Annotated in this window: 9 protein-coding genes; 2 read left to right on the forward strand and 7 right to left on the reverse strand. The window is 62.1% G+C overall.

Annotation, left to right across the window (positions count from 1 at the left end; genetic code table 11):
• Positions 1-7 precede the first annotated feature (7 nt).
• The 4 genes from IHQ43_RS07650 to speB all read right to left on the reverse strand — a co-directional run bounded on the left by IHQ43_RS07650 (position 8) and on the right by speB (position 4,508).
• The gene (locus IHQ43_RS07650) at positions 8-1,387 is read right to left on the reverse strand and encodes a sodium:solute symporter family protein (protein ID WP_192563935.1); all 1,380 of its coding nucleotides are present in this window, start codon (positions 1,385-1,387) and stop codon (positions 8-10) included.
• A 170-nt stretch (positions 1,388-1,557) separates the two neighbouring features.
• Positions 1,558-3,069 (reverse strand): purine-cytosine permease family protein, encoded by a 1,512-nt coding sequence (locus tag IHQ43_RS07655; protein ID WP_192563936.1) that lies wholly within the window; start codon positions 3,067-3,069, stop codon positions 1,558-1,560.
• A 55-nt stretch (positions 3,070-3,124) separates the two neighbouring features.
• Entirely contained in the window at positions 3,125-3,547 is a 423-nt protein-coding gene (locus IHQ43_RS07660; RefSeq protein ID WP_192563937.1) for a YybH family protein, read from the reverse strand.
• Between the two features lie 10 nt (positions 3,548-3,557).
• Complete coding sequence (speB, locus tag IHQ43_RS07665; RefSeq protein WP_007956591.1) at positions 3,558-4,508, reverse strand: agmatinase; 951 nt, start codon at positions 4,506-4,508, stop codon at positions 3,558-3,560.
• Between the two features lie 313 nt (positions 4,509-4,821).
• Here speB and IHQ43_RS07670 point away from each other — a divergent pair, with 313 nt between their 5' ends.
• Both IHQ43_RS07670 and IHQ43_RS07675 read left to right on the forward strand, forming a co-directional pair.
• Positions 4,822-5,715 (forward strand): LysR family transcriptional regulator, encoded by an 894-nt coding sequence (locus tag IHQ43_RS07670; protein WP_007956593.1) that lies wholly within the window; start codon positions 4,822-4,824, stop codon positions 5,713-5,715.
• A gap of 4 nt (positions 5,716-5,719) precedes the next feature.
• Entirely contained in the window at positions 5,720-6,316 is a 597-nt protein-coding gene (locus tag IHQ43_RS07675) for a tRNA-uridine aminocarboxypropyltransferase (protein WP_192563938.1), read from the forward strand.
• Between the two features lie 144 nt (positions 6,317-6,460).
• Here IHQ43_RS07675 and IHQ43_RS07680 read toward each other — a convergent pair whose 3' ends face one another.
• From IHQ43_RS07680 to IHQ43_RS07690, 3 genes are all read right to left on the reverse strand, one after another.
• Positions 6,461-7,834 (reverse strand): HlyD family type I secretion periplasmic adaptor subunit, encoded by a 1,374-nt coding sequence (locus IHQ43_RS07680; protein WP_192563939.1) that lies wholly within the window; start codon positions 7,832-7,834, stop codon positions 6,461-6,463.
• Positions 7,835-7,844: 10 nt separating this feature from the next.
• Positions 7,845-10,004: a type I secretion system permease/ATPase gene (locus IHQ43_RS07685; protein ID WP_192563940.1), complete on the reverse strand. Its 2,160-nt coding sequence runs from the start codon at positions 10,002-10,004 to the stop codon at positions 7,845-7,847.
• A gap of 209 nt (positions 10,005-10,213) precedes the next feature.
• The gene (locus IHQ43_RS07690; protein ID WP_192563941.1) at positions 10,214-11,572 is read right to left on the reverse strand and encodes a TolC family outer membrane protein; all 1,359 of its coding nucleotides are present in this window, start codon (positions 11,570-11,572) and stop codon (positions 10,214-10,216) included.
• Positions 11,573-12,070 lie beyond the last annotated feature (498 nt).

Below are 12,070 nucleotides of genomic sequence, written 5' to 3' on the forward strand. Positions count from 1 at the left end.
GTTCAGCTTAGATCGCGCTCGCCACCACGTTTGGGCGACGCGACATCAGGCTGACCACCACAAAACTCACCAGACCCACAGCCAGGCTGTAGTAGATCGGCGTGTTCGCATCCAGACCATCCTTGAACATGAACAGCAGGGCAGTGGCGAAACCCAGGCCCATGCTGGCGATGGCGCCGGCGGTGGTGGCGCGTTTCCAGAAGATCGCACCGATCAGCGGAATCAGCATGCCGCCCACCAACAGGTTGTAAGCCAGGGTCAGAGCGCTGATCACGTCATTCACAACCAGAGCGATACCCAGCACCACGACACCGGTCAGCAGGGTGAACAGGCGGTTCACACCCAGGCTCGACTGTTTGCCGCCGCGCAGTTTCGGCAGCAGGTCTTCGGTCAGGGTGGTGGCCGCGGCGAGCAGGCCGGCGCTGGCGGTGGACATCATCGCGGCCAGGGCAGCGGCGATCACCAGACCACGGATGCCGTCCGGCAGCGACAGTTTGACGATCGCGGCGAAGGCGTTGTTGACGTTGTCCAGATCCGGGATCAGTACGTGCGCCGCCATGCCGATCAGGGCACAGGCCAGGCCGTAGAGGATGCAGTAGATGCCCGCGATGCTACCGGCGTACTGAGCCACTTTGGCGGTCTTGACGGTGAACACCCGTTGCCAGATGTCCTGACCGATCAGGATGCCGAAGAAGTAGATCATGAAGTAGGTGATGATCGTGTCCCAGCCGATGGTGGTGAAGCTGAAGGCGGTGGCCGGCAGTTTCAGTACCAGTTCGTCCCAGCCGCCGACTTTGTACAGGCAGATGGGCAGGAGGATGAACATCAGGCCGACGGTCTTGATGATGAACTGGACGATGTCGGTCAGGGTCAGCGACCACATGCCGCCGATGGCCGAGTACACCACCACCACGCCACCGCCGAGCAGTACCGAGACCCAGAACGGCAGGCCGAACAGCACTTGCAGCACGGTGCCGATGGCGAGGATCGAGGTCACGCCGATCATCAGCGCGTAGGCCAGCATGATCGCCGCGCTCGCCGAGCGGGCCATCGGGTTGTAGCGTTTTTCCAGGACCTGGGTAACGGTGTAGATCTTCAGTTTCAGCAGCGGCTTGGCCAGGAACAGGTTCAGCGCCACGATGCCGCAACCCAGTGCCGCGCACAGCCAGAAACCGGAGATGCCGTGCACGTAGCCCAGGCGGACGGTGCCGACGGTGGACGCGCCACCGAGAACGGTCGCGGCCATGGTGCCCATGTACAGGCTCGGGCCGAGGTTACGCCCGGCGACCAGGAAGTCCTCGTTGGTCTTGGCCTTGCGCATGCCGAAGTAGCCGAGCAAGAGCATGCCGGCGGCGTAGATGAGGACGACGAATAAATCCAAAGCCATGATGGCGTGTCTCCGATTGTCTTTTTTATGGTGAAACAAGTTTGGTTTCTTGTGGGAGCGAGCTTGCTCCGGGCGGCGATCCGACGAAGGCGTCGGCACATTCAAAAGTGATGTGACTGACAGATCGCTTTCGCGAGCAAGCTCGCTCCCACAGGGGTATGTGCTTTTGCTCAGGCGGCTTGGCGCATTGCCGCTTTAGCTGGCGCCTCCGCACCCTGGCTCCGGGGATCCTTCGGGCCGTAGACCAGCGCCGGTTCCGGGAACAGGCTCAGCAGCATCAGGTACATCACCGAGGCCAGACCGAGGGTCACCAGCAGGCTGATGTCGATGCCGCCGGCCAGTTCACCCAGCGGGCCGACGAACTGCCCCGGCAGGTTGACGAAGCACAGGCCGACCGCCGCGCTCGGGATCCACGCGCCCAGGCCGCGCCAGTTCCAGCCGTGGCTGAACCAGTAGCGTCCGCCTTGCTCGCCGCGCGTGAACACTTGCAGGTCGTCCGGGCAGTAGAAACCGCGACGCACCACCAGGCCGATGATCATGATCACCATCCATGGGGTGGTGCAGGTGATGATCAGCACAGCGAAGGTCGACACGCTCTGTACCAGGTTCGCCGCGAAGCGCCCGATGAAGATGAAGGCAATCGACAGCACGCCGATCAGCAGCGTCGCCTTGACCCGCGACAGCAGACGCGGGAACACGCTGGACATGTCCAGCCCGGTGCCATACAGCGACGTGGTGCCGGTGGACATGCCGCCGATCACCGCAATCAGGCACACCGGCAGGAAAAACCAGCTCGGCGACACCGCCAGCAGACCGCCGACGTAGTTGTTGGCCGCGATGTAGTCCGGTGCCTGGATCGCCACGATGGTCGCGGTGGTCAGGCCGAACAGGAACGGGATGAAGGTGGCGATCTGCGAGAAAATCACTGCCGCCATGATCCGCTTGCGCGAAGTCTCACGCGGGATATAGCGGGCCCAGTCGCCGAGGAACGCGCCGAAGGAAATCGGGTTGCTCATGGCCACCAGCGCAGCGCCGATGAACGCAGCCCAGAAGCCTGGCTGGCCGAGGCTGACAGTGCCGGCGTAGTGCGAATCGAAGGGACCTGCGAAGGCGAAGATGCCAAGCAGGAACAGCAGGCTCGCGCTCCACACCGCGACCTTGTTCACCCACAGCAGGAAGCGGAAGCCGTAGATGCACACGGTCAGGACCAGAATCGCGAACAGACCGTAGGCCAGGCCCAGGGTCAGGTCGGTTTCCGGCAGGCCGATCAGGCGTTTCGCACCACCGATCAGCGCATCCCCCGAACTCCACACCGAGAGCGAGAAGAAGGCGATGGCGGTCAGCAGCGACAGGAACGAACCGACGATCCGCCCGTGCACGCCGAAGTGCGCACCGGACGACACGGCATTGTTGGTGCCGTTCAGCGGGCCGAACAGGCCCATCGGGGCGAGGATCAACGAGCCGAGCAGCACGCCCGAGACAATCGCCCAGACGCCCGCCTGAAAGGACAGGCCGAACAACACCGGGAAACTGCCGAGCACGGCGGTGGCAAAGGTATTCGCGCCGCCAAAGATCATGCGGAACAAGTCCACGGGACCGGCGGTGCGTTCGTTGTCCGGGATCTGCTCGACCCCGTGGGTTTCAATCTGCGTAAGGCTTTGGTCTTTGTTGTTGTTATTCATGATCTGCTCCGATCATAAAGGCGCGCTCATCGTGCGTGAGCGTCACCTGTCTTGGCTAAGGGGATGGCAGCCCTTCCGGCATTGCGGACAAATGTTCGTGGCAGGCCAGCCAATGGCCTTGTTGTTCTAGGCTCGACGCTTGTTTCTTGAAAACAATCGTCTCGCGCTCCTGGCTGAAGTGTTGCTCCCCTTGCATGCGCAGCTCGGTGGCCACGTCATGGATGAAAATCGCCACGTCACCCTGCAGGCTGACGAAGGCGTTGCTCGAGATGCAGGACAGCACCTCGAAGCCATCCTCGGCGCGCCAGCTGTCCCACAACGCCTGATAGGCATCGCGCGACAGCAGGGGCTGTTCGAGGGTGTAGAACACGAAGCTCGCATCGGCGCTGAACGCGCCGAAGTAGGCTTCGCGATCGTTACGGGCGAAGGCGGACACCAGATCGGCGGCCGCTTTCAGAACCTGATCACGTTCGTTCATGACCCGACCCTCAGCGGTGGACGACGCCCGGCAGTACGCAGAGCATTTCGTACAGCAGGTTGGCGGCCAGCAGCGAGGTGTTGCCGGTGGTGTCATAAGCGGGCGAGACTTCTACCAGATCGCAGCCGATCAGGTCGAGGCCCTGGCAGCCGCGAACGATTTCAATCGCCTGAATGGTCGTCAGGCCACCGATTTCCGGGGTGCCGGTGCCAGGCGCCCAGGCCGGGTCGATGCCGTCGATGTCGAAGCTCAGGTACACCGGGCCGCCACCGACTTTCTCGCGCACTTCGGCCATCAGCGGTTCCAGCGACTTGTGCCAGCACTCTTCGGCCTGCACCACGCGGAAGCCCTGATCGCGGCTCCAGTTGAAGTCGTCAGCGGTGTAACCCTGCGCACGCAGACCAATCTGTACCACGCGGTCGCAGTCCAGAAGGCCTTCTTCGACGGCGCGACGGAAGGTCGTACCGTGGGCGATCTTCTCGCCGAACATGTGATCGTTGACGTCAGCGTGGGCGTCGATGTGTACCAGACCGACCTTGCCGTGCTTTTTGTGGATGGCACGCAGGATCGGCAGGGTGATGGTGTGGTCGCCACCCAGGGTCATCGGGATCACGTTGTGCTCGAGGATGTTGTCGTAGGCTTCTTCGATGATGCGCACGGCGTCGAGCAGGTTGAAGGTGTTGATCGCCACGTCACCGATGTCGGCAACCGACAGCGAGTCGAACGGCGCAGCGCCGGTGGCCATGTTGTACGGGCGGATCATCACCGATTCGGTGCGGATGTCGCGCGGCCCGAAGCGGGTGCCGGGGCGCAGCGAAGTACCGATGTCCAGTGGCACGCCAACGAAGGCAGCGTCCAGGCCGGCAGCGGTCGGTACATGGGGGAGTCGGAGCATGGTGGCGATGCCGCCGAAGCGCGGCATTTCGTTGCCGCCCAGTGGTTGGTGAAGAATCTTGTCCACGGGTAGGGCCTCATCGTCTTTGTTTTATTTATGTCGGCGCACCGCATTCGCAAGGTCACGGGCACCGCTGTGGGCCGATTCTGCGAAATGTAGTGGGGCGAAAGAATCGCTACGGGCAAATACTTAGTTCAGAAATTTCTAAACTAATGAGAGGGAGATGGATAGACTTCTCGCTGATCGTTCCCACGCTCCGCGTGGGAATGCATCCCGTGACGCTCCGCGTCACAGCCGTGAAGTCGACGCAGAGCGTCCTGAGCGGCATTCCCACGCAGAGCGTGGGAACGATCTATGGGGAACGATCCTTGGAGTAGACATGGCCAACGCTTTACCCGACCTGAAACTTTTGCGCATCTTCGTCAGCGTCGTGCGTCACCAGGGTTTTGCCAACGCGCAGCAGGAACTCAACCTGTCGACCTCGGCGATCAGCACCTACATGAGCCAGCTCGAAGCCGCGCTGGGTCTGGTGCTGTGTCATCGCGGGCGCGGTGGTTTCAGCCTGACCAGCAAGGGCGAGCTGTTCCATCAGGAAACCCTGCGCCTGCTCGCGGAACTTGAAGGTTTCGAGCAATACGCCGCCGCGCTCAAGGGCGAATTGCGCGGCACGCTCAATCTGGGGGTGATCGATTCCACGGTCAGCGACAAGGCCCTGCCGTTCGCCGAAGCCATCGGCGCCTACAGCCAGGAACACCCGGCGGTGCATTTGCATCTGTCGGTGATGAGCCCGTATGAACTGCAGCTCGGCGTGCAGGACAACCGCCTCGATCTGGCCATCGGCGCGTTCTCCACACGCATGAGCGGTCTGGTGTACATGCCGCTATACCGCGAGCAGCACTGGCTGTATTGCAGCAGCCGTCACCCGTTGTTCAACGAGCGGCGGATTCCCGAGCAGGTCATCACCCAGCAGCGCATGGTCGGGCGCGGTTACTGGAGTCAGGCGGAACTGGCCCGCCACGGTTTCAAACACAGCGCCGCCACCGTGGAAAGTATGGAGGCGCAGCTGATTCTGGTGCTGTCCGGTGCCTACATCGGTTACCTGCCCGAGCACTACGCCCAGGCCTGGGCCGACAAGGGTGATTTGCGGGTGCTGTTGCCGGCGACCTTCGGTTATCAGGCGCCGTTTTCCATGATCATGCGCCGTGGCCGCAGCCGCGAGCCGCTGATCCAGACTTTCCGCGATCTGCTCAAAGCGCAGCTCAATCAGGCATAAGACAATGTCCAGACCCCAATGCCCGCGCTGCCTGCGCCCACAAACCCATTGCCTGTGCCCGCTGATCCCGAGCCTCGACAGCCGCACCCGGGTGTTGCTGTTGCAGCACCCGAGCGAAGTCAATCACGCGCTCAACACGGCGCGGCTGGCGGCGCTCGGTTTGAACAATGCCGAGCTGATTGTCGGTGAGGTGTTCGAAGATCTGCCCGCGCTGCTGAACCGGCCGGGGTATCGGGCGCGGTTGCTGTTCCCGGCGGAGGATGCGCAGTCGATGCAGGCTTACACCGCGTCGGATGAACCGCTGTTGCTGGTGGTGCCGGATGGCACGTGGCGCAAGGCGCGCAAGATGTTGCACCTCAATCCGTTGCTGGCGGCGTTGCCTCGGGTGACTTTGGCACAGGGCGGGGTTTCCCGGTATCGGCTGCGCAAGGCTCCGGGGCCGGGGGCGTTGTCGACGATTGAGGCGATTGTTCAGGCATTGCAGACGCTTGAGGCACCGACCTCTTTCGATCCGTTGCTCAAGCCGTTCGAGGCGTTGATTGAAGGGCAGATTGCGGCGATGGGGGAGGAGACTTTCCAGCGCAATCATTCTGGAAATTAAGGGTGTTCTCACTGGCCCTTTCGCGGGCAAGCCCGCTCCCACAGTGTCCGTGTCGTACATAAAGTTTGTGACCACTACAAAATCTGTGGGAGCTGGCTTGCCAGCGATGGGGCCAGATCATTCACCGCAAAGTCCAGATCATCACTAGCGTTCGCGCATCGCCTCGGTCCGCGCCTTCAGCACCGGTTTGAGCAGGTAATCCAGCACGCTTTTCTCCCCGGTAATGATGTCTACCGTCGCCACCATCCCCGGAATGATCAGCAGCGGTTTCACATCCCCACCCAGGTGGTTTTTATCGGTGCGCACCTGGATCAGGTAGAAACTGTTGCCCTTGTCATCGGTGATGGTGTCGGCGCCGATCAGCTCGAGCTTGGCACTGAGCCCGCCATAGATCGTGTAGTCGTAGGCGCTGAACTTGACCATGGCTTTCTGGCCCGGATGCAGGAACGCCACGTCCTGCGGCCGAACCTTGGCTTCGATCAGCAGGTTGTCTTCCAGCGGCACGATTTCCACCATGTCGCTGCCCGGCTGCACCACGCCGCCGATGGTATTGACCTTCATTTGCTTGATCACCCCATGCACCGGCGACGTCACCGTGGTGCGGCTGACACGGTCGTCAATGGCGATGCTCGAAGCGGTGATTTTCGACAGGTCGGTGCGTTTCTCGTTGAGCTCCTTGGCCGCTTCAGAGCGGAAGGTCTGTTCCGATTCGTCGATCTTGCTCTTGATCTCGTTGATCGCCGATTCGGCCCGGGGAATGGCGAGCGTCGTGGCATTCAACGAGCCACGAATTTCCACTGCGCTACGACGTAGACGGAGGATCTCCACAGGCGATACCGCACCGGTTTTCACCAGCGGCTCCGACATGTTCATTTCCTGTTGCAGCAGCGCCAGGCTCGAACTGTATTGCCCCTGTTTCGAACGAAACTCCGCCAGCTCCTGCGCCTTCTGCCGCAGTTGTTCGCTGAGGGTGCGCTGTTCGCTGGCCAGCCGCCGTTGCCGTTGCTCGTACAGCGAACGCTCATCCTCGGCCACTTGCGGCGCCTTGGCGATCACCTCGTCCGAGAGTTTGAACGGCCGGCCTTCGGCTTCGGCGGACAAGCGTTCGACCTGAGCGGTCAAGGCATAGCGATCGGCCTCGCTCTCACCCTTGTTCGACAGAAACCGCGTGTCGTCCAGACGCAGCAGGGTGTCGCCCTTGCTGACCATCTGCCCTTCACGCACGAAGATCTCGGTGACGATCCCGCCCTCAAGGTTCTGGATCACCTGAACCTTGCTCGACGGAATCGCCTTGCCTTCGCCCATGGTCACTTCCTGGAGCACGGCAAACTTGGCCCAGACCAGCGCACTGATCAGCAGCGCCGCCGCCAGCCACACGGTGATGCGCGACCAGCGCGGCGAATCCTGCAACGAAGCGCCGGCGGTTTCCGGCATGAATTCGGCCTCGGCGCTTTTGCCGAAACTGTCGAAGTAGCCACGGGATTTAGCATTTGAATCAGAGCCGGAGGAAGCAGACATGGGGCAACTCCTAGACCGCCGCCGAGCCGACCCGGCCCTTGCGCAGTGCATCGATGACCGCTTCTTTCGGACCGTCGGCGACGATCCGGCCGTTGTCCAGCACCAGCAACCGGTCCACCAGACTCAGCATCGAGGTGCGGTGGGTGACCAGCAGCAAGGTTTTGCCCTGCACCCAGCCGTGCAGTTTCTGGCGCAGGACGTCTTCGCTGCTGTTGTCCATGGCGCTGGTGGGTTCGTCGAGCAGCATGATCGGCGGGTCGAGCAACAGCGCCCGCGCCAGCAACACCGCCTGACGCTGGCCACCGGAGAGCAGTTGCCCGCGCTCGCCCACCGGCCGGTCGAAGCCTTGCGGATGCTGGCGGGCAAGCTCGGTGACGCCGGTCAGTTCGGCCACTTCGAGCATGCGCGAATCGCTGATATAGCGGGCGCCGAGGGTCAGGTTGTCACGCAGGCTGCCGGCCAGCAGCGGCAGATCGTGGGCCACGTAACCGATCTGCTGGCGCAGGTCGGCGACATCCAGTTGCCGCAGGTCGAGGCCGTCGAGCAGCAACTGGCCTTCTTCCGGTTCGTAGAACCCCATCACCAACCGCGCCAGGGTGCTTTTGCCGGAGCCGCTGCGGCCGATGATGCCGATGCGTTCGCCGGGTTTGACGCTGAAGCTGACGTTGCTCAGGGCCGGCGCGTTCTGGCCGTTGTAGTGGAAAGTCACGGCGTTGGCGTCCAGCGCGCCTTGCAGTTGCGTGCGCTCCAGCGGCCGCTGTTTGCCGTCGCGCTCCTGAGGGAGGGACATCAGCGCGTCGGTGCTTTTCATGGTCAGTTGCGCTTGCTGGTAACGGGTGATCAGCCCCGCGATCTGGCCCAGCGGCGCGAGCACGCGGCTGCCGAGCATGTAACTGGCGACCAGCGCACCGACGCTGAGGTTGCCGGCGATGATGCTGTAGACCCCGGCCACAATCGTCGCCATCCCCGAAAACTGCTGGATGAACAGCGTGCCGTTGGTGGCCAGCGCCGAGAGATTACGCGCGTGGCTGTCGAGGCGGGTGAGGGCGCCGTGGGTGCTTTCCCACTTGTGCTGGCGCTCGCTTTCGGCGCTGCACGCCTTGAGGGTTTCCAGGCCGCCGAGGGTTTCGATCAACAACGCCTGACGCTCGGCGCCGAGGCTCAGGCTTTTCTGCACGGTGTCGCGCAGGCGGGCCTGAATGATCATCGCGAAGATGATCGTGATCGGAAACGCCAGCAGCGGAATCACCACCAGCCAGCCACCGAGCAGGCCGATCACCACCAGCATCAACACCACGAAGGGCAGGTCGATCAGGCTGGTCAGGGTCACGGCGGTGAGGAATTCGCGCAGGCCCTGAAAGTCGTGAATGCTCTGGGCGAATCCGCCGATGGTCGCCGGCCGGGCCTTCATCGCCATGCCGGTGATGCGCTCGAACAAAGTGGCGGAAAGGATCACATCGGTTTTCTTGCCGGCGGTGTCCAAAAGGTGCGCGCGCACCACCCGCAGCACCAGTTCGAAACCGGTGCCGATCAGCAACCCGATGGCCAGTACCCACAGGGTCGAAGTGGCCTGGTTCGGCACCACGCGGTCGTAGGTCTGCATGACGAACAGCGGCACCATCAGGCCCAGCAGGTTGATCAGGAAACTGGCGAGAATCGCGTCGCTGTACAGCCATTTCGACAATTTCAGGGTGTCGCGAAACCATGCCTGCACCCGTGGCACCAGCGGTGAGCGCAGGTCTTCGAGTTCGTGGCGTGGCCGGGCGAACAAGGCCTGGCCGCTGTAGTGTTCGGTGAGCTCTTCACGGCTGACCCATTGCTCGCCGCCGTCGGCTTCGCTGGGCAGGATCAGCGCCTTGCCATCCTCGGCAAAGCGCCGCAGCACCGCCGTGCGCCCGTTGCCGAGCAGCAACAGCACTGGCAGGTTCAGCGGTGAAATGTCTTTGAGTTCCCGGCGCAGCAAACGCGCCTGCAACCCGGCCCGGGCTGCGGCGCGGGGCAGCAGGTCCAGGCTCAGGCGTTGTTTGTCCAGGGGCAGCCCGGCGCTCAGGCTGGCGCGACTGACCGTCGCGCCATGGAGTTTGCAGAGGATCAACAGACCGTCCAGCAACGGGTCATCGAAGCTCAGCCGCGGATCGATCCCGGCGTTACCGGGTTGCATGCTGGTCATATTGATCGCTCCCGTTGAGCTGGCTCGGCTATCCACATCAACCCAGTGTTACTGCGAGGCAATTAACCGTACTGATCGTTCCCACGCTCTGCGTGGGAACGCAGCCCGTGACGCTCTGCGTCACTGGACGCGGAGCGTCCCTAGAGGCATTCCCACGCGGAGCGTGGGAACGATCAGGTTGCGGCCTTCGGCAGCGCCTGCACGCGGCGTTATTTCAGTTCGGGCAAGCGCGCTTCGTTCTTCACCTCGGTCGCGGCAATCGCATCGGCAGGCAGCACCACTCGCTGCTTGGTCAGCAACTGACCCATGTTCGCCAGCACTCGGTACATCGAATATTCCTCGGTGTAGCGGATTTCGGTGTAGCGACGGTTGGCGTTGTACAGCTCGTTTTCACTGTCGAGCAGGTCAAGCAAGGTGCGCTGGCCGAGGCCGAACTGATCCTGATACGCGGCGCGCACACGCTTGGTGGTTTCAGCGTATTCACGGGCGGTCGGGGTCTGCTTCTTGGCGTTGACCATGGCGTTCCAGGCCAGGTGAATGTTCTCGTTGAGCTGACGCAGGGCGTTGTTGCGGATGTCCATCGCCTGGTTGATCTGGTGCGCATCGGAAGCCAGACGTGCCTTGTCGCTGCCGCCACGGAACAGGTTGTAGTTCATCACCACACCGACTCGCCATTCGTTGTCGTGGCCCTCGTCGCCCTGCACGTTGTTGTTGGCGCCGACCGCGGCTTCCGCGTCGAAGCGCGGGTAGAACGGAGATTTGGCGACTTCGTACTGGCTCTCGGCCGATTGCACGTCGGCCTGGGCGGATTTCAGGTACGGGTTGTTCTCGACCATGCTCTGCTGGGCTTCGGGCAAGGTGGCGGGCAACTCGCCGCGGGTCGAGGCGGGGGTTTCCAGCTCATCGGGCATGCGCCCGACCACGCTGTAGAAGTTCGACTCGGCGTCGGCCAGATCGACTTCGGCGGTGTCGAGGTTGTTCTGGGCCAGCGCCTTACGGGCAACCGATTGATCGGAGTCGGCGGTGCTGCCCACGCCGCGCTCGGTGCGCAGGCCGATCTGGTCGTTGACCCGCAAGTGTGCCTGCAGGTTGTTCCTGGCCAGGGTCACCAGTTCACGGCGCTTGAGCACTTCGAGGTAGACCTCGATGGTACGCAGGGCCAGATCCTGGGCGGTGCCTTGCGCGTAATAGGCGCGCGAGTTGGAAACGCCCTTGGTGCGTTCGACTTCGTTGGCAGTATTGAAACCGTCGAAGAGCATCTGCCGCAGACGCAGTTCCGACTGGGTGTAATTGAGGATTTCGGTGTGATGGTTACCCAAGGCCCGGGTGTTGGTGTTGTCGCTGTAGCCGCGCCCGTAAGCAGCGTTCAGATCCACCGACGGATAGAAGCCGCCCTTGGCGACTTTCACTTGTTCATCAGCCGACAGGCGCGCGTCCACGCGCGAGGCCAGTTCGGGGTGTGTCGCGATGGTGCTCTGGATCGCTTCGGTGAGGTTCATGGCCTGGGCTTGGGAAGTGCAAGCCATGGCCAGCAAAACCGCGCTGCAGAGGGGGGTTAGTACGCGCATGGGTGCATCTCCCTGAGTCCTGATGGTGTTTCGCTGTCGCCAATTTATTGACGATATTTTTAGTAGAAAGCGTTTCATGCCTGTAACAACAGAGCTAAGAACATCCTGAAGCGTAGCTAAGAAAAAATTTTCATATGGGTTATGCCAAAAAAAACTTATGCGGTTCGCCAAATCCAGCACATTGTTCCACTCGAAAGCCTTTGTTTTATGCGCTTTAGGGAGCACAGAAAGGCTTGAGGAAAGTTCCACTCACTTTGCGACATACGGCGAAGTACTGCTAAAGGGGAGGGACGCGTAGCGGCTGAGGGGTGACAGTTTTTTGTCACTTGGGTGATTCACCACCGTTACGTAGCGCTAGTGGGCCTGCTGCATCGAACAGAGATTCCAAGTACCTGATGGCGCTGGAGTTTCTGGATTTGCGCAACCTGCGAAACGAACTGTCGAGGTGCGAGCGTCGCCCCGACAACCCGCTTGAGCCATGGGCTGCTTCGCGAACCA

Source organism: Pseudomonas gozinkensis, from assembly GCF_014863585.1.
In the GTDB taxonomy this organism is placed as follows: Bacteria; Pseudomonadota; Gammaproteobacteria; order Pseudomonadales; family Pseudomonadaceae; genus Aquipseudomonas; species Aquipseudomonas gozinkensis.